Below are 21,846 nucleotides of genomic sequence, written 5' to 3' on the forward strand. Positions count from 1 at the left end.
GGCCCAACGACGCTAGACGGGCAAAGGCAAATCAGTATCAGGCGCTGTGGGAGCGCACGGTTTCCAGCATCCGCTGCAGCAACGGCGATGCCTCGTCCTTGCGGTAAAAGCAGTACAGGTCCATGGTCGCCTCGCCGCGCGCTGCCACCAGCGGCACATAGCGCACGCCAGGAAACTGCACGCTCAGCATGGAGTAGGGCACCACCGTCAGGCAGTTGCTGAAGGCGGTCAGCATCGTCGCCATGACCACGTCGCTGGTCTGCGTGGCAATCTGCGGCTCGAAGCCTTCCTCGGCGCACAGCCGCAGCAGTGTGGCCGTGGCCGAAGGGGACGATCCCACCGCCAGCGCGTGGTTGCGCAGCAGGGATACAGGGACCTTCTTGCGCCGCGCCAGCGGATGATTGTCTGACATGGCCACCCACAGCGGCTCGCTGGCCACGCGCTCCACCTGCAGGTCGCTGTCCGCCGGCAGCAGCCGCTCGAACACGATCAGCACCCGGCCCTGCCGCAGGGCAGTCACCTGCTGCGGTGTCTGTGCGTGGTACAGCGCAATCTCCACATCCGGGTTCTCGCGCGAAAACCGCGCCAGGATGTTCGGCACGATGCCGAAGATGGCAGAGCCATACACCCCCACATCCAGCCGCCCGAGCTTGCCGCGCCCCGCCCGGTGCGCCCGGTCCGCCGCTTGGTCCACCATGCCGAAGATGGCTTTGGCATCTCGCAAGAGGGTCTCGCCCGCGTGGGTCAGCACCATGCCGCGGGGCGTGCGCTCGAAGAGCTGCGCGCCAACTTCGGCCTCCAGGGCCTTGATCTGGCGGGTGAGCGGGGGTTGGGATAGGTGCAAGCGCTCGGCGGCGCGGCCCAGGTGGCGTTCTTCCGCTACGGCTACGAAATAGGTGAGGCGGCGCAGGTCCATGGGGAGGTCAAGCGTCGAGATATTGATGCATTCTTGCTGACATGGTGTTTTGATCCTCTGTAGGGAGTCGACAATGCCCGATGCTACGAACACTACTAACAGCCAAAAGCGGAAATCCACCGACGACAACTCCGTGGCGAATCCACTGCTCAAAGCATGTTGAGCGAGCTACCACGTCATTGACGCGCAGCACCGAAGGCTGGCGCGAACGCAGTGCCGAGAGCGCCTTGCAGTGCGTCGATGGCGCCACCAGGCGGTCATGGACCAGATGCCTCGGAAAGGCTTGCACTTCAGGTTCACCGATCTCTGCCGGATGACGAAGCCTGTGGGCATGGAAGAAGGCGTTTACCCAGTGGACGCGAACCTCTTCGGTGCGCATGCCAAGCCCATCAGACGCAGACGCTTGCACACCTAGTCAAGGGCAGCTCTAAAAACCTCAATTCTCGAGATTTTCGCCCATATGAATCAATGACTTACGTGCGCTATTTTTGAAATATCAGGGGTTTTTAGAGGCTCCCTCAAGTACCCAGGTGGCGCGCGGTTGCGGAAGGTCCTTGACCAAGCCGATGGTGTTTGCGAGCGCTCGGGGCAAGCCGCAGAGCGGCATCATAATACGCTGCCTAGCAAGCACTGAAGCCTCAGAGAGAACAGGTTAGTGCATGCTGCCTTGTTGGAAATTTGATGCTGTATAAAGATACAGAGAAATGAGGAACTCACTCTCGAATCGATGGGTTGTTGGTGCCGGAGGGCGCAGGCTTAGGGCGCAGCACTGCTGCCTAAGAGAATCGGCTGTCTCCCGAGAACACGGTTTTGCCGTTGATCAACAACCATCTTGCAAGCTGGCGCGATGAAGATACATCAAGACGGTGGTGACAAGCAATGGGCCAATACCGACTACGTTTAACAGAGAGCGACACACATCAAAACATGCAGACGCTCTTGTAGCTTATCGGTAAGGCGTACGCTTCCCACATGACGCGACGGCCAATCCTTCCATCGAGAGGACGCTTGCTCAGCATGCGGTTCAGTGTCCTTTCATGTCAAAATTTAGTCGTCCCTACCAATCAACGAGATTTATATGGCAAGAAAATCAGAATTCTCTTCATACGTATTTATAAAAAATGACCTCGCCAAGATGGGGTGGAACACTCGAAACCCTGCGCGCGCGAACGGCGGGCAACTCTACACTCAGCAGGAATGTCTCGATCATCCAGAGATAGCCTCAGGTCTCGCCCGGCAGCGTCCTGAATATGTCATAAAGATTCTCGAAGACAGTTTCTGGGTTATCGAAGCAAAGGGCTCACACGGTCAAATTGATGATGCTTTTAGTGAAGCTGTGGGCTATGCAAAAGATATCAATAGGTCGTTACTAGTAAAAACCCGGCTTGTTACGGGCGTCGCGGGGACTGATGATGATGGCTATCTAGTTACCACTTCATTCATATGCAATGATGGGCGTATTCAGCAAGTCAGGTACAACGGTCGAAAAATCACAGGCTTTCTGTCACCAGAGCAAGCCCGCTATTTGGTCGCAAACAATACGTCAGAGCTCAACGAACTCGTCACTGATGAAGCTCTTCTCTTATCAATCGCAGAAGAGATAAACGAAGAACTTCACAAGGCATCCATTAATAAAGACCTGCGTGCTACCGTGATGTCGGCGGTCCTACTTTCAATGGTCTCAGACACACTTCCAAATTTCAACGCATCTCCGGAAGTCTTCATCAAAGACATCAACAATAGAGCAGAAGATGTCTTGATTAATCACGCTAAGCGCGAGTTTGCAGAGTATATCGAACTCAGGCTACCGCAAGAAGAAGCCGCAAGAAACAAGTACAAGGCCGCTGTCGTCCGGGTGTTCTTTTTACTGCGGAAAATAAATATTAAGGCGGCTATGGACGGTAGTCACGACTTGCTTGGAAAATTTTACGAAGTTTTCCTCAAGTACGGAAATGGCGCCAAAGATATTGGAATTGTCTTAACGCCCCGGCACATTACGGAATTCTCAGCAGAGATTATAGACATTAACTCGTCCGATCTGGTTTACGATCCTGCCTGTGGTACTGGCGGGTTTCTTGTGGCCGCATATGATCGTGTCCGGCGCGAGGAGCCCGAAAAAGTAGAGATGTTCAAAAAACATCGAATATTTGGGGTTGAGCAACAGGCAAATGTTGCGGCCTTGGCTATTGTTAATATGATTTTCCGCGGCGATGGAAAAAACAACATTATTAATGGCGATTGCTTAGCGATAAATCTCTCTCGAAAGATCCGCAATGGTGAAATCAGTGCCGAATATCAATCAGAATCCTCTAATCGGCAATCAGTGACAAAAGTTCTGATGAATCCCCCGTTCGCACTCAAACGCGACGACGAGCAAGAGTTCACCTTCGTTGATCATGCACTTAACCAAATGATTGACGAAGGGTTGCTCTTGGCCGTTCTCCCTGTATCGGTTATGTACGCGAGTGGTCGAGAACTCGACTGGAGAAGAAGACTGCTACAGGAAAACACTCTTATGGCTGTCATTGGCTTCCCAAACGATCTCTTCTATCCGCAGGCATCGGTAGAGCCAGTAATTATAGTAATCCGAAAAGGATTGCCTCATGTCGAGGGAGGTAAATGCCTATTTGTTCGCGTTACAGACGACGGCTTCACAAAGCTCAAGAAGCGACGGCTTCCTCATGGGGGCAAAAACCAGCTATCTCATCTTCGTGATGAGATCGGTTCTTTTATCCAAGGCGGAGCCCCAGAGGAAGTGGATGGAGTCATTCAGCTAAAGTCAATAGATCTCTCGGATCCACACCTTGAAATAATCCCACAGCATTATCTTGATAATGCCTCTCTAGATATTGAATCATTGAAAACTGCGCTTGGCACAGCTCAATCGGAGCTCGTATTTCAAGAGATCCGCCGAGGATTGCACTCATGAAAATAGTTGAATTATTTGATGTGGCCGTCGCTAAATCAAAAAGCACTGATGATTATTCAGTCGGCGATGTAGCGTTTATTACAAATGCCGAAATAAACAATGGAGTTGTCCGCTATGTAGAGCCATTCGAAGACGATAAGGTCTTTGAAGGCCCAGCGATTTGTATCTCTGGACTCGGCTATGCGACAGTACACTATGGGCTTTTCTTGCCGAAGGGTAATGGGGGTGATTCCTGCACAATTTTAAAACCAAAGGGCGAATTAAAGCAGCCTGAACTGCTGTACTACGCCGCTCTGTTTAACGCCCTACACGGCTGGAGATTTTCTTTCGGACGAAAGGCAAGCCGTAGGCGCCTTGAAAATCTCATGATGACACCATTGCATAGCCAAGCCCCAATCGGTCTCATGGCTGAAATAGAAGCCAATAACAATTTGATGAGTGCACTACTTGCAGAGAAGGAAGCGCAACTCAAAGCCATCTAACCCTTCAGTCAGCCGCGCCGCCCATAGCTGCGCCTTGGGTACCCTCCCTGCCCCCGGGCACCCCGGCGGCTCGTTACTTCCAATGTTGAATGGTCGCTTTCTGGTAGTGAGCTCATCAATCTGGATATCTGGCACGGGCTTGAAGCAGACGAATAGCGCCACCTGAACAGAAAGGCGCTCCTCGGAGCGCCTTTCATTTTGTGAGAGCTGCGGGTTATCGCTCAAACGCCGCCTGCAACTCCGCCTTGCTGGCCTTCCCCTGGTGCAGCATCAGCATGAGCAACAGCCGCGCCTTCTGCGGATTCAGGTCACCGGCCATCACCGCACCCGCTTCAAACGTCGTCTTGCCGCCACCGGGGAAGCCATACAGCGGATACGTGCGGCCGTTGTGCACCCGGGTGGAGATGACCACCGGCACACCCTTGGACAGCGCGTATTTCACCGCCTCGAACATCGAGACATTCATGTTGCCCATGCCCACGGCCTGCACCACGATGCCCTTGGCGCCCTGGTCCACGGCGTAACGCATGAGGCTGCCGTCGGCGCCGCCGAACATGGCCAAAATTTCCACGCGGGGCATCTCGGCCGTGCCGATGTCGATGTGCTGGCGGCGCAGCGGGGCGCGTGAGAACACGACCTTGTCGTCCCACACCTCGCCGAGGAAGCCGAAGTCGCCGGACTTGAAGGTCTCCACGTTGCCGGTGTGCGTCTTGGTCACGCTGCGTGCGGCGTTGATCTGGTTGTTCATGGCGACCATCACGCCCTTGCCCGTGGCCTCGGGGGTGGTGGCGATGCGGATGGCGTTGAGCAGGTTGCGCGGGCCGTCGAAGTCGGGCGAGGATGCGTTGCGCTGGGCGCCGATCATGACCACGGGCTTGCTGGACTTCACGGTCAGGTCCAGCCAGTAGGCGGTCTCTTCCATGGTGTCGGTGCCCTGGGCGATCACCACGCCGCTGACTTCGGGCCGGGCCAGCGCATCGTCCACGGCCTTGGTCAGGCGCGACCACCATTTGGCCTCGACGTAGTTGGCCGACATGGCCGAGAAGTTGTTGACCTCGATGGTGGCGTACTTACCGGCGTCGGGCACGGTCTGCATCAGGTCGTCGCCAGAGATGGCGGGCACCACGCCCTTGGTGACCGGGTCGACCTTCATGGCGATGGTGCCGCCGGTGGCGATGAACTGCACCACCGGTTTGGCGGGGGTCTGCGCAAATGCCGCGCCGCAGGCAAGGCACAAGGCGGCGAGGGTGGCGATGGAATGGCCCAGTTTCATGGTTGTTGTCTCCAGTCTGTTGTGGAAAGCGAGAGGGGTGCCGAGGCGGGGCACCTGAGCAGCAGGGGTGCTGCCGCGATTGTGCCGGGGCAAGGCTTCATCGCAATCGCCGTGCCAGCAAGCCGCATTTCTGCGGTACGCGGCCAGGCACAGAGGGCTGCGCAGGCGGCTTCGGGGGAAAAGACCGGTATTTCCGCGGGAACGCGCGGCCTCGGTCGGAACTCCACGGCGATGGCATTGGCCGGGAAACCGGAACCGGGCGGCAAACCTGTGCGGAATTCCGGAACACTCTGGAGCTGGATACCGCGTCCCAAAGCCATTCCGCCAGCAACGGAGTCTCCATGATCTTCTGCGGCGTGGGCGATTGTGCGGCGATTCATGGACGTTCCAGGGTGGCTCGATTGCCAACCTGCCGTCTATATAGTTGTCGGTACTCTGCTTCCGAGTGCTTCGCTTACTTGACGGGGTGGCGCCACGGATGCTGGCGCACTGCGCAATGGCGCGCTTTGATGCGCCTCTCGTTTCTCAGGAGGGAGCAATCAGCTGATGGAGTGACGGATGGCCGTTCTTTATCGCGTCCGCGCGCTTGCGGTCGCGCGACTCGCGGCTCTCAGGTCCTGAAAAAGAGCTCTGCCAACCCCGTAGGCCATTGCGAGCCACGAGGCCAACAAGAGCAAATGGAATCCACCTGGGACTCTCCCTCCACCGTAAGGCACTGCCGAGATGGCAAAAATCACCGTGAGTAGCAAAAGATAAATTGCCAGCCCCGCGAGCCCCCAAGCCATCCAGTTCTTTCGTTTGGTGAGCGCATCTGGGTACTGCGACACCTTCAGCAAGCGCAGTAGGCAGACAGCGACTGCATAGCCAAAGACAAGCAGCACGGTTGCACGAAAGACCAGTGGCGCCAATATCGCCCAGAGAGCAGGCTTCCCCGGTCCGCTGAGGAAGGCAGAAAGGTCCACACCGGCGCGAGCAAGGTGTGCGTCAGGCCAGGGCAGGAAGAAAGGGTACAAGATCGCGAAAATGGCGGCCATTGCCGTCGTCATCAATTTCAGGTGTGTGCACTCGCGAGAAGACCGTTCTATTCGAAAAGAAGTCTATTCCATCTCTGGTCATCGCCAGCCCCGCCAAGGCGGCACTGTGGCCAGCCATCCAGCGCGTTTCAGCTGACGCGCCCACTTTGCCCCAATGTCTGTTCGAGGCTCGGAAACACGACCCCTTCCGTCCCGTGCGCCCACGCCGGCAGCTTGTGCATCACGCTCTCGAACAAGGGGCTTGCCTGCCACTGTGCCAGCCAGGCCTGCAGCCGGGGCCAGGGCTGCGCCGCCCACCAGTCGCCATCGATGCCCGCAAACTGCCGCACAAAGGGCGCAATCGCCATATCGACCAGCGCAGCGTGGTCACCAAACAGAAACGGCTGGCCAGCAAGCCGCACCTCCAGCCCCTGCAGCCACTCCACGGCCTGCGCACGCGCCTGGGCCGCATCGGCGTCGGGATACCGGCTCGGGTACTTGCACCGGTCCAGCGCCTGCTTGAAGGGGCCGTCGCATTCGGCGATCAGCGCCAGCATGGCTGCCTCGGTGCCATGGGTTGGCGTAAGCCAGCCGGCGGGGTCGTTTTTGGCGAGCGCCCAGCGCATGATGTCCAGGCTCTGCTCCAGTACCTGCCCATCCGGCAGCACCAGCACGGGCACCGTGGCCTTGGGCGATGCCTGCAGCAGGCCCTGGGGCTTGGCGCGCAGCACCACTTCGCGCAGTTCGCAGGCCTGCTCGCTTACGGCCAGGGCCAGCCGGGCGCGCATGGCATAGGGGCAGCGGCGAAAGGAGTAGAGGACGGGCAGGGCGCTCATGCAGGCCCGCCTTCGTCCCCGCTGCGGGGCGGCGTACCCGGCTGGCGGGCGCCGATGTGCTCCTCGCCGCGCGCCTTGGCCAGCTGCATCTGGCGCTCGCGCTCGGCCAGGGCCTGCTCCTGCTCGGGCGTGCGCGTGCCGTGGCAATACGGGCAGCTCACGCCGGCCACATAGTGGGGTGAGGCCAGTTCCGCCTCGCCCAGGGGCATGCGGCAAGATCGGCACAGCTGGTGGTGGCCGGGCGCAAGGCCATGGCCCACCGATACGCGCTCGTCGAAGACGAAACAGTCGCCATGCCACAGACTGTCTTCCTCGGGCACGGTCTCCAGGTACTTGAGGATGCCGCCTTCAAGGTGGTACACCTCGCCGAAGCCCTGCGACTTGAGCAGTGCGGTCGATTTTTCGCAGCGGATGCCGCCGGTGCAGAACATGGCCACGCGGGGTTTGCCTTCGAGCACGCCGCCGGGGGCGGACTGCTGGGCCACCCAGGCCGGAAACTCCGCAAAGCTCCTGGTGTGCGGGTTGATGGCGCGCTCGAAGCTGCCGATGCCCACCTCGTAGTCGTTGCGCGTGTCCACCACCACCACGGCGGGGTCGGCGATCAGCGCGTTCCAGTCCTCGGGCTTCACATAGGTGCCGGCGTTGCGCGCGGGGTTCAGGCCGGGCACGCCCAGGGTCACGATCTCGCGCTTGAGGCGCACGCGCATGCGGTAGAAGGGCTGGCGCTCGCCCAGGGCCTCCTTGTGCTGCAGGGCGGCAAAGCGGGTATCGCTGCGCAGCCAGGCCAGCACCGTGTGCACGCCTTCGGGCGGGCCGGCAATGGTGCCGTTGATGCCTTCGGGCGCCAGCAGCAGCATGCCGCGCACGCTGTGGGCGTCGCACAACGCCTGCAAAGGGTCGCGCAGATCCGCGAAGTCGGGCAGGTCGACGAACTGGTACAGGGCGGCGGTGAGGATGCGGGGCGTGTCGGACTGCACGGAGGCGGGTGTAAAACAGGACAGAAGGGCTGATGATAGCGGTCACTTTTGGTTACGATGGGTGGTCGCCAACGCCGCAGCCAAGGTCGCCATGAGCAAGGAATCCACCGTCCATCTTTTTCGCCGGCTCGAGCAGCTCAACGGCATCGGTGCCGCGCTCTCGCGCGAGCGCGACATCGACCGGCTGCTGGAGAACATCCTGGAGGCCGCCAAGGCCATCACCGGGGCCGATGGCGGCACGCTGTACAGCGTGACCGAGGACGAAACCGCGCTGCGCTTCGAGATCGTTCGCACCGATTCGCTCGACATCCGCCTGGGCGGCACCACGGGCCGTCCCATCGATTTTCCCCAGTTGCCGCTGCGCAATGCCGATGGCTCGCCCAACGATACGCTGGTGGCGGCCTATGCGGCCATTCACGACCGCACGGTGAACGTGGCCGATGCCTACAGCGAAGAGGGCTTCGACTTTTCGGGCACGCGGCTGTTCGACCAGCGCACCGGCTACCGCTCGCAGTCCTTCCTCACGGTGCCCATGCGCAACCATGACCGCGAGCTTATCGGCGTGCTGCAGCTCATCAATGCGCGCGACCCCGTCACCGGCGAAGTTACCGAGTTCTCGGCGGCCGACCAGAGCCTGGCCGAGTCGCTGGCCTCGCAGGCCGCCATTGCGCTGACCAACCGGCTGCTGATCACCCAGCTCGAACGCCTGTTCGAGTCGTTCGTGAACCTGATCAACCTGGCCATCGACGAAAAATCGCCCTACACCGGCGGCCACTGCCAGCGCGTGCCGGCCCTGACCATGATGCTGGCCGAGGCAGTGAACACCACGCAGGAGGGGCCGCTGGCAGACTTCACCATGAGCGAGCGCGACCGCTACGAGCTCAAGATGGCCGGCCTGCTGCACGACTGCGGCAAGATCACCACGCCCGTACACGTGGTGGACAAGGCCACCAAGCTGCAGACCCTGTACGACCGCATCGGCCTAGTGGACACGCGCTTCGAGGTGCTCAAGCGCGACGCCGAGCTGGCCGCCCTGCGCCGCCAGCTGGCGTTGCGCCCCGTGGTGGACGCAGCGGCCGAGGCACAGGAGCTGCAGGGCCTGCAGCAGGGCATCCAGGCGCTGGAGGAGGAGCGCGAGTTCATGCGCCGCTGCAACCAGGGCGCCGAGGCCATGCGCGCCGAAGACCAGCAGCGCGTGCGCGACATCTCGGCCGCGCGCCAGTGGCGCAACCCGCAGGGCGTGCAGACCAGCTTTCTCACGGCAGAGGAGGTGGAGAACCTGACCATCCGCTCGGGCACGCTCACCCAGGCCGAGCGCGACACCGTCAACTACCACATCGTTGCCACCATCAAGATGCTGGAGACGCTGCCCTGGCCGCGCCATTTGAAGAACGTGCCCGAGTACGCGGGCGGCCACCACGAGCGCATGGACGGCAAGGGCTACCCGCGCGGCCTCACGCGCGACCAGATGTCGGTGCAGGCGCGCATGATGGGCATTGCCGACATCTTCGAGGCGCTCACGGCCGCCGACCGGCCCTACAAGAGCGGCATGACGCTGTCGCAGGCGCTGACCATCATGTGCAAGATGCGCGACAACGGCCACATCGACCCCGACCTGTTCCAGGTGTTCGTGCGCGAAGGGGTCTATGCGCGCTATGGCAAGGAATTTCTGGAGCCCGCGCAGGTGGACGAGATTCCCCCTGAGGTGATTGCCAAGGCACTCGTCGGCTAACGTCTCACGCTACTTGCGCCATCAGCCATTGGTGGAAGGCCTCCATCGCCGGGCTGGGCACGCGTGATTTCAGCCGCGTGAGCCAGTAGGCGCCACGCTGCAGCTCCAGCGCAAACGGGCGCACCAGCCGGCCCTGCTGCAGCTCGCGTGTGAACATGCTCACCGGCAGCAAGGCCACACCCGCGCCCTGCACGGCCGCCTCGGCCAGGGTCAGGGACGAGTCGAACACGGCGCCGCGCACCACGGGGCAGGGCGCACCGGCCGCCTCGAACCAGGCCACCCATTCGTCCACGCGGTAGGTGCGCAGCAGTGGCTGGCGCGCCAGGTCGGCCGGGTGGCGCAGGTGGTGGGCCAGGGCCGGGGCGCACATGGCGGTCATGGGGGCGTGCAATATGCACTGCGCCTCGGTGCCGTGCCAGGCGCCGTCGCCAAAGCGGATCGCGTAGTCCAGGCCCTCGCCGGCCATGTCCACCCGGTTGTTGTGCGTGAGCAGGCGCAGGTCCACGAAGGGGCAGGCTTGCTGAAAGTCGCGCAGCCGCGGCAGCAGCCAGCCCACGGCAAAGGTGCCGACCACGCCCACGGTAAGCACCTCGCGCGGGCGGGCATCGCTCATGTGCTCCAGTGCGGCCTCTATGCGCTCGAAGGCATCGCTGAGCACCGGCAGCAGCGCCTGGCCTTCGTCCGTGAGGGCCAGGCCCCGGGGCAGGCGGCGAAACAGTGGCTTGCCCAGCCGGTCCTCCAGGTTGCGGATGTGCTGGCTCACGGCCGTCTGGCTCACGTTGAGCTCGTCGGCGGCGCGCGTTAGGTTCAGGTGGCGGGCCGACACCTCGAAGGCGCGCAGGGCGTTGAGCGGTAGGTGCATAAGTTTTTCTTGGGTCTCGGGTCGATTATTGTCGATGGTGCGCTGCGCGTCGAATCGGTATCGTTGCGGCTATTCCGTTCAACGACAGAGGTAAATGATGATTCGACGAGATTTCGTAGCCGCTTTCGGCTTGATCCCCCTGGCTACCTTGGCCCAGACCATCCCGCAGAAAAACAGTGGGGCTGCAGCCGACGCTGCCTGGCTGGCAGACCTGAAACGCATCGAGGCCAGCGTGGGCGGCCGCGTGGGCGTGGCCGCGCTCGACACCCATACCGGCCGGCAGATCGCGCACCGGGGGAGAGCGATTTCCCATGGCCAGCACCTTCAAGCTGCTGCTGGCCGCGCAGACCCTGCGCCGCGTGGACCAGGGCCACGACAAGCTGGACCGCCGCGTCATCTACACCAAAAAAGACCTGGTGACCTACTCGCCCGTGACCGAACCGCACGCCGATGGCGCCGGCCTCACGGTGGAAGAACTGTGCGCCGGCACCATGACCCTGAGCGACAACACCGCCGCCAACCTGCTGCTGGCCAGCAACGGCGGCCCACCCGCGCTCACGGCCTATGTGCGCTCGCTGGGCGACAGCATCACGCGACTGGACCGCATCGAACCCGAACTCAACGAGGCCAAGCCTGGCGACCCGCGCGACACCACCACGCCCGTGGCCATGGTGCATTGCATCCAGGCGCTGGCCCTGGGCGAAGCCCTGTCGCCGGCCTCGCGCGAGAAGCTGCAGAGCTGGCTGCTGGGCAACAAAACGGGTGACAAGCGCCTGCGCGCCCGCCTGCCCGAGGGCTGGAAGGCCGGGGAGAAGACCGGCACCGCATCGCGCGGCACCAGCAACGATGCAGGTGTGTTCTGGCCGCCAGCGCGCAAGCCCATCGTGGTGAGCTGCTACCTGACCGGGGGCGAGGCGCCGCCCGAGCAGCGCGATGCGGCCATGGCCGAGATCGGCGCGCTGGTGGCGCAGTGGGCCCTGGCAGCGTAGGGAGAGGGTTAGCCCTGCAGTGCCAGCAGTTGCTTGGCGTGCAGGGCCATCATCTTCTCTTCGTTGGCGGCGATGACCAGGGTCTCGAAATCGCCCAGCATCGGCAGGCGCGCCAGCACCGCGGCGCGCACCGGCTCGGCGTTCTCGCCGATGCCACCGGTGAACACCAGGGCATCGAGCCCGCCCATCGATACTGCCAGCATGGCCGTGTACTGCGCCACCTTCAGCGCGAAGTAGTCCACTGCAAAGGCCGCCTGCGGGTCGGTGCTGGCCAGCAGGGTCTGCATGTCGCTGCTGACACCGGACAGGCCCTTGAGGCCCGACTCCTGGTACAGCATGTGCTCGATCTGCGCGGTATCCAGGCCGAGTTCGCGCTGCAGGTAGATCACGGCGCCGGCATCGATGGCGCCGCTGCGCGTGCCCATCGGCAGGCCGTCCAGGGCGGTCATGCCCATGGTGGTGTCCACGCTGCGGCCCGCCTGCATGGCGCACAGGCTGGCGCCGTTGCCCAGGTGGGCCGCCACTACCCGGGCCTGCCCCAGGTCGGGGCGGGTGCGGGCGATTTCGTGCGCCAGCCATTCGTACGACAGGCCATGGAAGCCATAGCGGCGCACCCCCCGGGTGCGAGCGCTCTCGGGCAGGGCAAAGGTCTGGAACAGCGGGTCCATGTGCGCATGGAAGGCCGTGTCGAAGCAAGCGATGTCCAGCGCATGGCTGGCCAGGCGCTCCGATGCCGCAATGCCGGCCAGGTTGTGCGGCTGGTGCAGGGGCGCCAGCGGGGCGAGGGCCTGGAGCCGGGCCACGATCTCGGGCGTGACGAGCACCGGCGCGCGAAAATCCGCACCGCCATGCACCACCCGGTGTACCACGGCCGCCAGGTGCCAGCCGTCGTCGTGCTGGTCGATCAGCGCGATCACGGCCGCCATGGCGGTGTCGTGGTCGGCCGCAGGCAGCGGCTTGCGCAGCGGGGCATCGGCCCCGGCCAGGGTGGCCGACAGCTGCGCGCTGGTGCCGATGCCGGTCACCTTGCCGGCCATCAGCACCGACAGCGACTCCCGCTCGAACACCTGGAACTTGATGCTGGACGAGCCGACGTTGAGCACCAGCAGCACGGGGGTGGCCGCTGTCATTTGATCAGCCCCTTGCTGCGGGCATGGGCCAGCAGCAGCGCCACGGCGCAGGACAGCAGGCGTGCCCGCTGGCTGTCGGCCCGGCTGGTCAGGATGATGGGCACGCGCGCGCCCAGCACGATGCCGGCGGCCTCCGCCCCACTGAGGAAGATGAGCTGCTTGGCCAGCATGTTGCCCGCCTCGATGTTGGGCACCAGCAGGATGTCGGCGTTGCCCGCGACCTCCGAGACGATGCCCTTGGTGCGGGCCGCCTCCGCGCTGATCGCATTGTCGAAGGCCAGCGGCCCGTCGATCAGGCAGCCCGTGATCTGGCCGCGGTCGGCCATCTTGCACAGGGCAGCGGCATCGAGCGTGGCGATCATCTTCGGGTTGACGGTCTCTACCGCCGCCAGCACCGCCACCTTGGGCAGGATGTCGGCGCCGAACAGCGCATGCCAGAGATCGACGGCGTTCTGCACGATGTCGACCTTGGTGGCCAGGTCGGGCGCAATGTTCACCGCCGCGTCGGTGATGATGAAGGCCTTGGAATAGCTCTCCTGGTCGATCAGGAAGGCGTGGGAGATGCGCCGCTCGGTGCGCAGGCCGGCGTCGCTCTTCACCACGGCGGCCATCAGCTCGTCGGAATGCAGCGAGCCTTTCATCAGTGCATCGACCTCGCGCGCTGCGGCCAGGGCCACGGCTTTCGCGGCCGCATCGTGGCTGTGCTCGGCATCGACCAACTGCCAGGCCGAGATGTCCACGCAGGCCGCTTCGGCGGCCTCGCGCGTGCGCGCGGCCGGCCCTACCAGCACAGGCGTGATCAGCCCTTGCTGCTGCGCCTCCTGCGCGGCCTGCAGCACATTGGCGCTGACCGCATGGACGATGGCGGTGCGTGCTGGCGCGAGCGTGCGGCAATGCTCCAGCAGGGTGTCGGCATCAAAACTGTTCATCAAGAATCACCAGGGTTGCAGAACGGAGGAAAAGGGGGAAGGGGCCGGGCCTCAGCCGTGGCCTAGCACCCACTCGGCAATGCCTGGCCAGGCGCTTTGGAGTGTGCCACTGCCCATGAACAGGCCGATGTGCCCGCCGGGCACGAGCTTGCGCACGATCTCGTGTTTCGGCGTGCCGATCAGGTCGGCCGCGGCGAACACCTGCTCGGGCGTGGTGATGTCGTCCGCCTCGCCGCCCAGCAGGTAGGTGGGGATCTTGATGTCGCGCAGCGCCAGCGTCCTGCCCAGCCCGACGAAGGTGCCCTTGGCAAAGCGGTTGTCCTTGAACAGCTGCTCGATGGCCTGCAGGTAGTAGGCGCCGGGCAGGTCCACCGGGTTCTCGTACCAGCTCTCGAACTGCTCGGTGCGGGCGACCTGGCTCTTGTCCTCGATGTTGCGGTACAGCGTGGCGTACTTGTTGGCGTACTGCTCGGCCGGGTGCATGTTCTTCCAGCCCGCCAGCATCAGGCTGCCGCGCATGAGGCCCTGGCCCATGTCGACCATGTCCTGGTAGGTCTGCAGCGGCAGGCTGTGCGCCAGGCGCTTGATCGGGCCATCGCCGGCATCGGTATCGATGGGCGAGCCGGCCAGCACCAGGCTCTTGACCTTGCCCGGAAAGCGCGCCGCAAACATGGCGCTCAGCCAGCCGCCCTGGCACAGGCCGATGAGATGCACCTGGCCGCCCAGGTCATCCACCGCCACGTTGAGCTCGGCCAGGTAGGTGTCGATGTCGAAATAGCGCATGGCCGGCGTGGCGCTCTTCCAGTCGGTCACCAGCACGCGCGGCGCGCCGGCAGCCATGAGGACCTGCACCAGGCTCTGGCCAGGGGCGTAGTCGGCGATGGTGGAGCTGTGCCCTGCGAACGGGGCATCGACGAGTATCGGGATGCCCTTGGCCGTGCTATCGGTGAACTCGCGCAGCCGCATGGTGGCCAGTTCCAGCCGCACCTGGTTGGGCGTGGCCCATTCGGGCTGGGGCGGGTGGTCGATGATGGCCGCCTCGGTGGCGAAATCCGCGCTGCGCTGCATCAGCGACAGCGCCTGCTCGCCCAGGTGCCAGGCGGCCGCCATCGGCCAGAAGAGGGGAACGCTGTGTTCCGAGGGGATCGGCGCCGCCGATGCGGTGCGCGAGAGGGTGCCGTGCTCAGCCATGGAAAGCTCCGAAAAAGGGATGCCAGAATTTCATCTGCTGCAGTGCAATATCCAGCTTAGCATGTGCCCCATGCACTTTTGTTGCACCCCTTTGTGGTGGGCGGGCTTGCCGCTGCTGGCCATAATCGGCTGGCAAATGCCTTGACCGCCATAGACGACCGGGCCCCGCCCGACCACCGGAGAACCTTCGCATGGACCATGAAGAGCGATTCACCCCCGGCCACTGGGAAGAACTGTTGCAGCAGATCGACCTGGAGGTCGACCAGATGGCCATCGTCTGCCAGGTGCCGCTGGCCGCCCCCGGCGCCGCAGAGCGCGTGCTGGCACGCGACCGGCTGGTGGCCCGGCACGACAACCCGGCTGCCTTCGAAAAGCTGCGCGGCCTGCTGGCCATGCACTACGCCGTCACCCGCCAGATGATCGACGAGCTGGGCGGCGATGCCACGGTGGCCATCGCCGAGCACGTGCGCGAACACCTTGCTCCGCGCATCGGCCACCAGTTGGACGCGCCCAAAGAGGGGGAATGAGGGGCGATCGCCTGGTCTTGCGCTACAGGCCCGGCCCGATCAAAGCTTCTTGACCAGCACCTGGCTGCGCCGGTCCCAGTTGTACTTGCGCTTGCGCGCCTCGGGCAGCCAGTCGGGGTCGGCGGGCTGAAAGCCGCGCTTGATGAACCAGTGCATGGTGCGCGTGGTCAGCACGAAAATGCTGTCCAGGCCTGCGGCGCGGGCGCGCTGCTCGATGCGCTTGAGCAGCTTTTCGCCATCGCCCGTGCCCTGGCTTTGCGGCGACACGGTGACGGCGGCCATCTCGGCCGTCTTCGCCTCGGGGTAGGGGTACAGCGCCGCGCAGCCGAAGATCACGCCGTCGTGGTCGATGATGGTGTAGGCGGAGATGTCGCGCTCAATCTCGGTGCGGTCGCGCTTGACCAGGGTGCCGTCCTTCTCGAACGGCTCGATCAGCTGCAGGATGCCGCCCACGTCGTCGATGGTGGCCTCGCGCAACTCCTCGAGCTTTTCGTCGATCACCATGGTGCCGATGCCATCGTGCACGTACACCTCCAGCAGCAGCGAGCCATCCACCGCGAACGGCAGGATGTGGCTGCGCTCCACGCCGGCCTTGCAGGCCTTGACGCAGTGCTGCAGGTAAAAGCCGGTGTCGGTGGGCTGCTGCGCGGTGGGCAGCGTGGCCAGCAGGGCCTGGGCCGCCGCCAGCGGCAGTTCGGTGTCGATGGGGTTGTCATCGCCCTCGGGCTCGCCGGGCAGCATGCGGATGCCGGGCACCTCGGTCAGAAAAATCAGTTTGTCGGCGCGCAGCTCGATGGCCACGCTGGTGGCCACTTCTTCCATGCTCAGGTTGAAGGCCTCGCCCGTGGGCGAGAAGCCGAACGGCGAGAGCAGCACCAGCGCGCCCATGTCCAGCGTGCGCTGGATGCCAGCCACATCCACCTTGCGCACCAGGCCCGAGTGCTGAAAGTCCACCCCATCCATGATGCCCACCGGCCGTGCCGTGAGGAAGTTGCCCGAGATCACGCGCACCGTGGCGCCGGCCATGGGCGTGTTGGGCAGGCCCTGGCTGAAGGCAGCCTCGATCTCGTAGCGCAGCTGGCCGGCGGCCTCCTGGGCGCAGTCGAGCGCCACCGAGTCGGTGATGCGGATGCCGTGCGAGTATTTGGCCTCATGCCCCTTGGCCGCCAGTTGCTCGTTGACCTGCGGGCGAAAGCCGTGCACCAGCACGATCTTCACACCCATGGCCTGGATCAGCGCCAGGTCCTGCGCGATGTTGTGCAGCTTGCCGGCCGCAATGCCTTCACCCGTCAGCCCGATCACGAAGGTCTGGTTGCGAAACTTGTGGATGTAGGGCGCCACCGAGCGGAACCAGGGGACGAAGGTGAAATTGAAGACGGCGGACATGGGCAGCGAGGGGTGGGGCGACCGAACAATAAGAATGCGTTGGCAGGCCGGCATCATAAGGGCGTACCCCGCCCCACGCTGCGGGCCGGTTCACACCGCCTGGCGGAACGCGCCGAGTTTGGCCGCAAACGGCTCCAGCACCAGCCCTTCGTCGGGCAGGCCGCCTTGTGCCGGCGCCGCCAGCGCAATGCCGCAGTCCCGGAGCAGGGCCACCATTTCCACCGGGGCGATGGTGCCCTGGCGCAGCAGCGCGTCCACCGTGCGGCCCAGGGCCTCGCGGTGGGTCTGCAGCAGTTCCTGGGCGCGCCGGTACTGCTCTTGCATCAGCGCTTCGATGGCCTCGTTGCTCGGGCCCACGTCGGTGTTGACGTGGTTGTCCATCTCCACCGTCACGTCGGTGCGGGCCAGGCGCGCGCCGAAGCCATGGTGCCGGATGTAGCGCGCGGCTTCGGCCGTCACCTGCTTGTAATCCTGCTCGGCGCCGGTGGTGCAGGCCATCTCGCCGAACACCAGCTCCTCGGCCACGCGGCCGGCCAGCCCCACGCACATCATGTCCAGCGCATTCTGCCGGGTGGTGGCCTTGAGGCTGGAGAAGCTGTTGTACCCGCCCTCGAACGAGGCGATGTTGATCTTCACCTCCTGCGGGGCATGGCCGAACAGCACGCAGTACGCCAGGCCGTGGCCGGCCTCGTGCACCGCCAGCAGGGCGCGAAAGTCGGCATTGGCACGCTGCTTGAGGCGGTTGAGCTCCAGCACCACCGGGAAGGTGGTCTGTGCAAACCCCTGCGGCCCCTGGCCCTGCACCAGCAGGTGGCGCTTGTCCGCAGCCAGGCCGATGGCGAACTCCTGCGCCAGCGGCAACTGCTCCTGCATGACCCACAGCGCCGCGTTGACCAGGTTGGCGCTCAGTATGGCGTGCACCGACGAGAACAGCGGCCGCGTGCCCTGGGCCGGGAAGACGGCATTGGCATACAGCTCGTCGAGCACGTCCTGCCCGATGGCGAAGCGCACGCCGCACTGCGCAGCGATGTCGTCTACGTAGCGCGTACACAGGTTGCGGATGAGCTGCTCGTAGGTCGCTTTGCTGAACGAGGGGTAGATGATGTGCCCGTTGCCAAGCCGTGCGATCTGCTCGGGCTTGAAGCGCTCGCCCAGGGCCTTCTTCACGTCGATCAGCGAGAGCTTGCGCGTGAGGCGGTGGAAGATGTCTGCGTCGGTATCGCAGTCCTCCACGCGCTGGGCGGTCTCGTGGTACATCTCGTCCAGGTTGCCGCAGACGAAGACCAAGAGCTTGCTGTAGTCGGTCTCCCAGGAGTGGTGCGACTGCTGAAAGCGCGTGAACAGCGCCTGCACCTTGGCGGGCGGCCACTGCATGATCTCGGCCAGCGGCTCCTGCAGCTTGAGCATGCGCTTGAGTTCCTGCGCGTCCCAGGCATCGAGCTGAAAGCGCAGGGGCGGTTTGCCGGCGCGCGCTTCGTCGTCGGTCTCGGCGCGCTCGGCCTCGTAGTGGGCATCGGCCAGCTTGCGCTCGATGTTGGACAGCGCGCTCAGCGCGGGCGGCAGGCGCCCGTCGGAGAGCAGGGTCCACACGTCCTGGTAGCGCTCGACCTTCACGTCCTCGCCCTTGCGGTCCATGGTGCGAAAGCGCTGGAATTCGTCGAGCACCAGGATGCCGGGCGCAGCCTCGGTGATGCCCGAGTCGCCCAGCATGCCCGAGATGGTGGAGCTGCGGTAGCTGGCGCCGTGGCTGAAGCCGTCCATCTGCACTTCCACGAAGCGGTCGTAAAAGCCCAAGAGCTGCGCCAGGCGCCGCGTGAGCTGGGTCTTGCCCGTGCCCGTGAGGCCCCACAGGCAGACGATGACCGGGCGGCTGATGAGCTGGGGCAGCACATACCAGGCGCGCACGGCATCGATCACGCGGTCGATCACGTCGTCGATGCCGAAGAGCTCGGCCTTGAGCTGTGCGGCCGCCTGGGCCAGCGCCTGCTGGCGCACGGCCAGCTCGGCGGCGCTGACGGCAGCGGGCGCCATGTCGCCATGGGCATGCACGGGGGCCGGTGCGGCATGCGGTGCGGTGGCAGGCACCCCGCCTGCGGCCAGGGCCGCCGTGGGGTGCAGGGTGTGCCGCGGCTGCGGCGGCACGTCGTTGGTGAATGGATTCATATCGTCAATCAATCGTTCTGTAGCTTGCCTTGGATCGCCTTGCGCAGGGCGACGTTGTCCGCGCGGCGCTGGGCCCCGCGGCTGCGTATGTGCTTGCCTGCCGCGCTGGACAGGCTGCGCTGGGCCAGCGCGGTGGCCACAGGATTTCGGGGCGGGCCCGAGGCTTCGAGCTTCAGCACCAGGGGCTGCTTCATGCGGCGCAGCTTCTTGATTTCACCCTGGGCGTAGGCTCGGGACAATTTTTGGGCACTCATGTGCACTCCACAAACAAAAAACCCCGGCAAGGTAGCCAGGGCTTGTGGAGCGCCGCACAGGGTGCGAGGTGCGCTTGTTTGCCGTGGCTGGACTCGTGAATGCACAGTCCAGCCGGGGCGGTGGACTGTGGTCAGGCAGGAGCGAACAAGGGAACAAACATAGCGGTGACCTCCAGGGCTTTCAGCGGTGGCCGACATGGCCATGCGTTGCAGAAAGAAGGCGCCATTGTGGCGAGCCTCGCAGCGTGTGGCAAGCCGGGGCCGTGGCAAAAGCGAGCGACTGTCGCGTGAAAGGAACAGTGGTAATGGCGCGTGCCAGGTCAATCCCCTTGGCGGTAGACCCAGCCCGCCGCGTGCAACCACTCCTGCTGGTCCTGCACCTGCACGACCAGCTCGACCAGGTCGCGGCCTTCGTGCAGGGGCACCTGGACCGCCATGCCGGCGCGGTCTGCCGACAGGGGAAGCAGGAACTGGCGATCGTCCCAGAACAGGTAGCCGCGCAGCTCGGGCAACTCCCTCAGGGTGGCGGTGGCCATGCTGCCGGCTGCCAGCAGGATCGATTCCGGCGCTTCGTTGGCCTGGATCCAGGTGGTGTCCAGGCGGTCGGCCCAGGCGGCGGGCAGCGGGGCGCTTGCGCGCGGCATCTGCTGCGCCATCGGCGTGGTAACCCAGTAGTGCCCGGCGCGGGCCGGCTCACGCGACAGCAAGTAGCGGCGGCCATCGGCCTGTTCCCAGCGGTAGTGCATGCCGGGTTTTGCATCCGCCCACCACCAGCCATCGCTGCGCAGGCGCAGGCCCTCGCACAGCGGCTCCCAGTCCTTGAGCGCCGCGGACCACACCGAGAGGTCGATCTGCTGGCTGTCGGGCGAAACCACTTTCAGCGGCCTGGACGCTCGCCCATAGATGCCGAGCACGGCATCGACGTCGGTGGTGGATGAGGTGGCCACCGAAGGCACGGTGGCACTCACCCTGGAAGGCAGGGCCTGCAGCTGGCCGGTCTCCTGCAAGGCCCGCAGCAAGATGCCTTCGGCGATGGGGCCAGGGCGAAAGCCCGGTGCGTTGCCCGTGAGCAGCAAGGCCATGCCGGCCTGGGGCAGCACATAGAAGTCGCTCGCGCAGAACACCGTGCTGCCGCTCTTTTGCCAGGCCCGCACGCCGGCGGCGCCCAGGCCCGGCTGCTGCGTGCTGTCCCAGCCCAGGCCCCAGTGCCAGTCGGGGGTGAGGTCGATGCGCAGGCCCCGGTTCTGGTCGCGGCCCATCTCCGCCACGCCGGCTTTCGAGACCACGCGCTGGCCATCCTGTTCTCCGCCCTGGATCAGCAGGGCCGCCAGCCGCATCATGTCGCCGGGGGTGGTACACAGCCCGCTCGTGGCGTAGCCCATCACGAACTCCTGGCCTTGCCGGGCCTGGCCGATGTAGCCCGGCGCGAAGCTGCCTTCGGGCAGGGGCTGCAGCGTGAAGCCCGAGCGGCCCATGCTGAGCGGGGTGAGGATGGCGGACTGCACGAAGGCCGGGTAGCTCTGGCCCGTGACGGCCTGCACGATGCGCTCGACCAGGGTGAAGCCATCATTGCAGTAGACCGCCATGGCCCCGGGGGCGTGCTTGAGGTGCATGTCGGCCAGCGCGGCCTCCACCCCGGCCGCATACCCCGCAAGCGGGGCAAACGCGAACATGTTGCGCAGGTAGGTGCCGGGCAGCCCCGAGGCGTGGCTCAGCAGGTGCCGCACCGTGATGTCGCGGTAGCCGGGCGAGAGCATGCTGAACTGCGGCAGGTAGCGCACCACCGGCGCATCGAGCTGCACCAGCTGGCGGTCCACGAGGATCATCACGGCCAGCGCCGCGAGCACCTTGCTGACCGAGCCGACGTTGAACCGGGTTTCGGGCGTGGCGGGGGCGGCCGGGGCGGCCGGGTTGGCAGAGGTATCGCGCAGCACCCCGAAGGCCTCCTGCCAGACGATGCGGTCGCCATACATCATCGCAATCGAGGCGGCCCGTGTCTCGCTGGCCTGCATGGCCTGGCGGATCTGGCGGCGGCCCCAGGCCATGGTGGCATCCAGGTTGGGCGCGGGGGCGCCGCTGCCGCCGCAGCCGGGCAGCCAGGGCGCCAGGGCCGCGGTGCCGGTCCAGGCCAGCCATGCGCGGCGCGATGGCGTGGGGAGGCGTTCGTCCAGGGAGAGCAGGGAGGCAGATGTCTGCGGGGGCATTCTGGGTAGGAGAGGGGGCGCGCGGCGGGACGACAGGGCCGGATGGTGATGGG

At 64.5% G+C, this 21,846-nt stretch carries 17 protein-coding genes and 1 pseudogene; 5 read left to right on the forward strand and 13 right to left on the reverse strand.

The features are described 5' to 3' along the window. Positions 1–37 precede the first annotated feature (37 nt). Together AC0IZS_RS25465 and AC0IZS_RS25470 are read right to left on the reverse strand one after the other, a co-directional pair. Positions 38–916: a LysR substrate-binding domain-containing protein gene (locus AC0IZS_RS25465; RefSeq protein WP_471638221.1), complete on the reverse strand. Its 879-nt coding sequence runs from the start codon at positions 914–916 to the stop codon at positions 38–40. Between the two features lie 7 nt (positions 917–923). Further along, the gene (locus tag AC0IZS_RS25470; RefSeq protein WP_471638222.1) at positions 924–1,295 is read right to left on the reverse strand and encodes a phage integrase N-terminal SAM-like domain-containing protein; all 372 of its coding nucleotides are present in this window, start codon (positions 1,293–1,295) and stop codon (positions 924–926) included. Between the two features lie 699 nt (positions 1,296–1,994). Here AC0IZS_RS25470 and AC0IZS_RS25475 point away from each other — a divergent pair. Both AC0IZS_RS25475 and AC0IZS_RS25480 read left to right on the forward strand, forming a co-directional pair. Then, the gene (locus tag AC0IZS_RS25475; protein WP_471638223.1) at positions 1,995–3,845 is read left to right on the forward strand and encodes an HsdM family class I SAM-dependent methyltransferase; all 1,851 of its coding nucleotides are present in this window, start codon (positions 1,995–1,997) and stop codon (positions 3,843–3,845) included. Further along, entirely contained in the window at positions 3,842–4,327 is a 486-nt protein-coding gene (locus tag AC0IZS_RS25480) for a restriction endonuclease subunit S (protein WP_471638224.1), read from the forward strand. The genes AC0IZS_RS25475 and AC0IZS_RS25480 overlap by 4 nt, the downstream gene beginning before the upstream one ends. A gap of 214 nt (positions 4,328–4,541) precedes the next feature. Here AC0IZS_RS25480 and AC0IZS_RS25485 read toward each other — a convergent pair whose 3' ends face one another. The 3 genes from AC0IZS_RS25485 to trhO form a co-directional block, all read right to left on the reverse strand. Beyond that, entirely contained in the window at positions 4,542–5,600 is a 1,059-nt protein-coding gene (locus AC0IZS_RS25485; RefSeq protein ID WP_471638225.1) for an asparaginase, read from the reverse strand. 1,162 nt (positions 5,601–6,762) lie between these two features. Then, positions 6,763–7,449, reverse strand: coding sequence for a glutathione S-transferase (locus tag AC0IZS_RS25490; protein ID WP_471638226.1), 687 nt, complete (start codon positions 7,447–7,449; stop codon positions 6,763–6,765). After that, positions 7,446–8,426, reverse strand: coding sequence for an oxygen-dependent tRNA uridine(34) hydroxylase TrhO (trhO, locus tag AC0IZS_RS25495; RefSeq protein WP_471638227.1), 981 nt, complete (start codon positions 8,424–8,426; stop codon positions 7,446–7,448). The genes AC0IZS_RS25490 and trhO overlap by 4 nt, the downstream gene beginning before the upstream one ends. A 91-nt stretch (positions 8,427–8,517) precedes the next feature. Between trhO and AC0IZS_RS25500 the strand changes: the two genes are divergently transcribed. Continuing rightward, positions 8,518–10,158, forward strand: coding sequence for an HD domain-containing phosphohydrolase (locus AC0IZS_RS25500; protein ID WP_471638228.1), 1,641 nt, complete (start codon positions 8,518–8,520; stop codon positions 10,156–10,158). A gap of 4 nt (positions 10,159–10,162) precedes the next feature. Here AC0IZS_RS25500 and AC0IZS_RS25505 read toward each other — a convergent pair whose 3' ends face one another. Then, on the reverse strand, positions 10,163–11,020 hold the full coding sequence (locus tag AC0IZS_RS25505; RefSeq protein ID WP_471638229.1) for a LysR family transcriptional regulator: 858 nt from the start codon (positions 11,018–11,020) through the stop codon (positions 10,163–10,165). A 97-nt stretch (positions 11,021–11,117) separates the two neighbouring features. Between AC0IZS_RS25505 and bla the strand changes: the two are divergent. Continuing rightward, positions 11,118–12,009 (forward strand): annotated as a pseudogene (gene bla / locus AC0IZS_RS25510) (class A beta-lactamase). Positions 12,010–12,017: 8 nt separating this feature from the next. On the opposite strand, the gene AC0IZS_RS25515 reads toward bla, so the two are convergent. From AC0IZS_RS25515 to AC0IZS_RS25525, 3 genes are read right to left on the reverse strand one after another with little or no spacing between them, the layout of a single operon-like run. Next, positions 12,018–13,139 carry an acetate/propionate family kinase gene (locus tag AC0IZS_RS25515; protein WP_471638230.1) on the reverse strand — a complete coding sequence of 374 codons (1,122 nt, stop codon included), beginning with the start codon at positions 13,137–13,139 and terminating at the stop codon, positions 12,018–12,020. Then, positions 13,136–14,068, reverse strand: a complete 933-nt coding sequence (locus AC0IZS_RS25520) for a bifunctional enoyl-CoA hydratase/phosphate acetyltransferase (protein ID WP_471638231.1) — start codon at positions 14,066–14,068, stop codon at positions 13,136–13,138. Before AC0IZS_RS25520 ends, AC0IZS_RS25515 begins: the two co-directional genes overlap by 4 nt. A 51-nt stretch (positions 14,069–14,119) precedes the next feature. After that, positions 14,120–15,259, reverse strand: coding sequence for an alpha/beta fold hydrolase (locus AC0IZS_RS25525; protein WP_471638232.1), 1,140 nt, complete (start codon positions 15,257–15,259; stop codon positions 14,120–14,122). A 191-nt stretch (positions 15,260–15,450) separates the two neighbouring features. Between AC0IZS_RS25525 and AC0IZS_RS25530 the strand changes: the two genes are divergently transcribed. Beyond that, the gene (locus tag AC0IZS_RS25530; RefSeq protein ID WP_322593590.1) at positions 15,451–15,786 is read left to right on the forward strand and encodes a hypothetical protein; all 336 of its coding nucleotides are present in this window, start codon (positions 15,451–15,453) and stop codon (positions 15,784–15,786) included. A 39-nt stretch (positions 15,787–15,825) separates the two neighbouring features. Here AC0IZS_RS25530 and argA read toward each other — a convergent pair whose 3' ends face one another. The 4 genes from argA to AC0IZS_RS25550 all read right to left on the reverse strand — a co-directional run bounded on the left by argA (position 15,826) and on the right by AC0IZS_RS25550 (position 21,793). Beyond that, positions 15,826–17,172, reverse strand: a complete 1,347-nt coding sequence (argA, locus tag AC0IZS_RS25535) for an amino-acid N-acetyltransferase (protein ID WP_057204284.1) — start codon at positions 17,170–17,172, stop codon at positions 15,826–15,828. 90 nt (positions 17,173–17,262) lie between these two features. Further along, positions 17,263–19,335: an AAA family ATPase gene (locus AC0IZS_RS25540; protein WP_471638233.1), complete on the reverse strand. Its 2,073-nt coding sequence runs from the start codon at positions 19,333–19,335 to the stop codon at positions 17,263–17,265. 8 nt (positions 19,336–19,343) lie between these two features. Beyond that, positions 19,344–19,589 (reverse strand): hypothetical protein, encoded by a 246-nt coding sequence (locus tag AC0IZS_RS25545; protein ID WP_305745697.1) that lies wholly within the window; start codon positions 19,587–19,589, stop codon positions 19,344–19,346. Between the two features lie 320 nt (positions 19,590–19,909). Beyond that, positions 19,910–21,793 carry a serine hydrolase domain-containing protein gene (locus tag AC0IZS_RS25550; protein WP_471638234.1) on the reverse strand — a complete coding sequence of 628 codons (1,884 nt, stop codon included), beginning with the start codon at positions 21,791–21,793 and terminating at the stop codon, positions 19,910–19,912. Between the last annotated feature and the right edge of the window lie 53 nt (positions 21,794–21,846).

The organism is Acidovorax sp. AC410 (assembly GCF_979253235.1).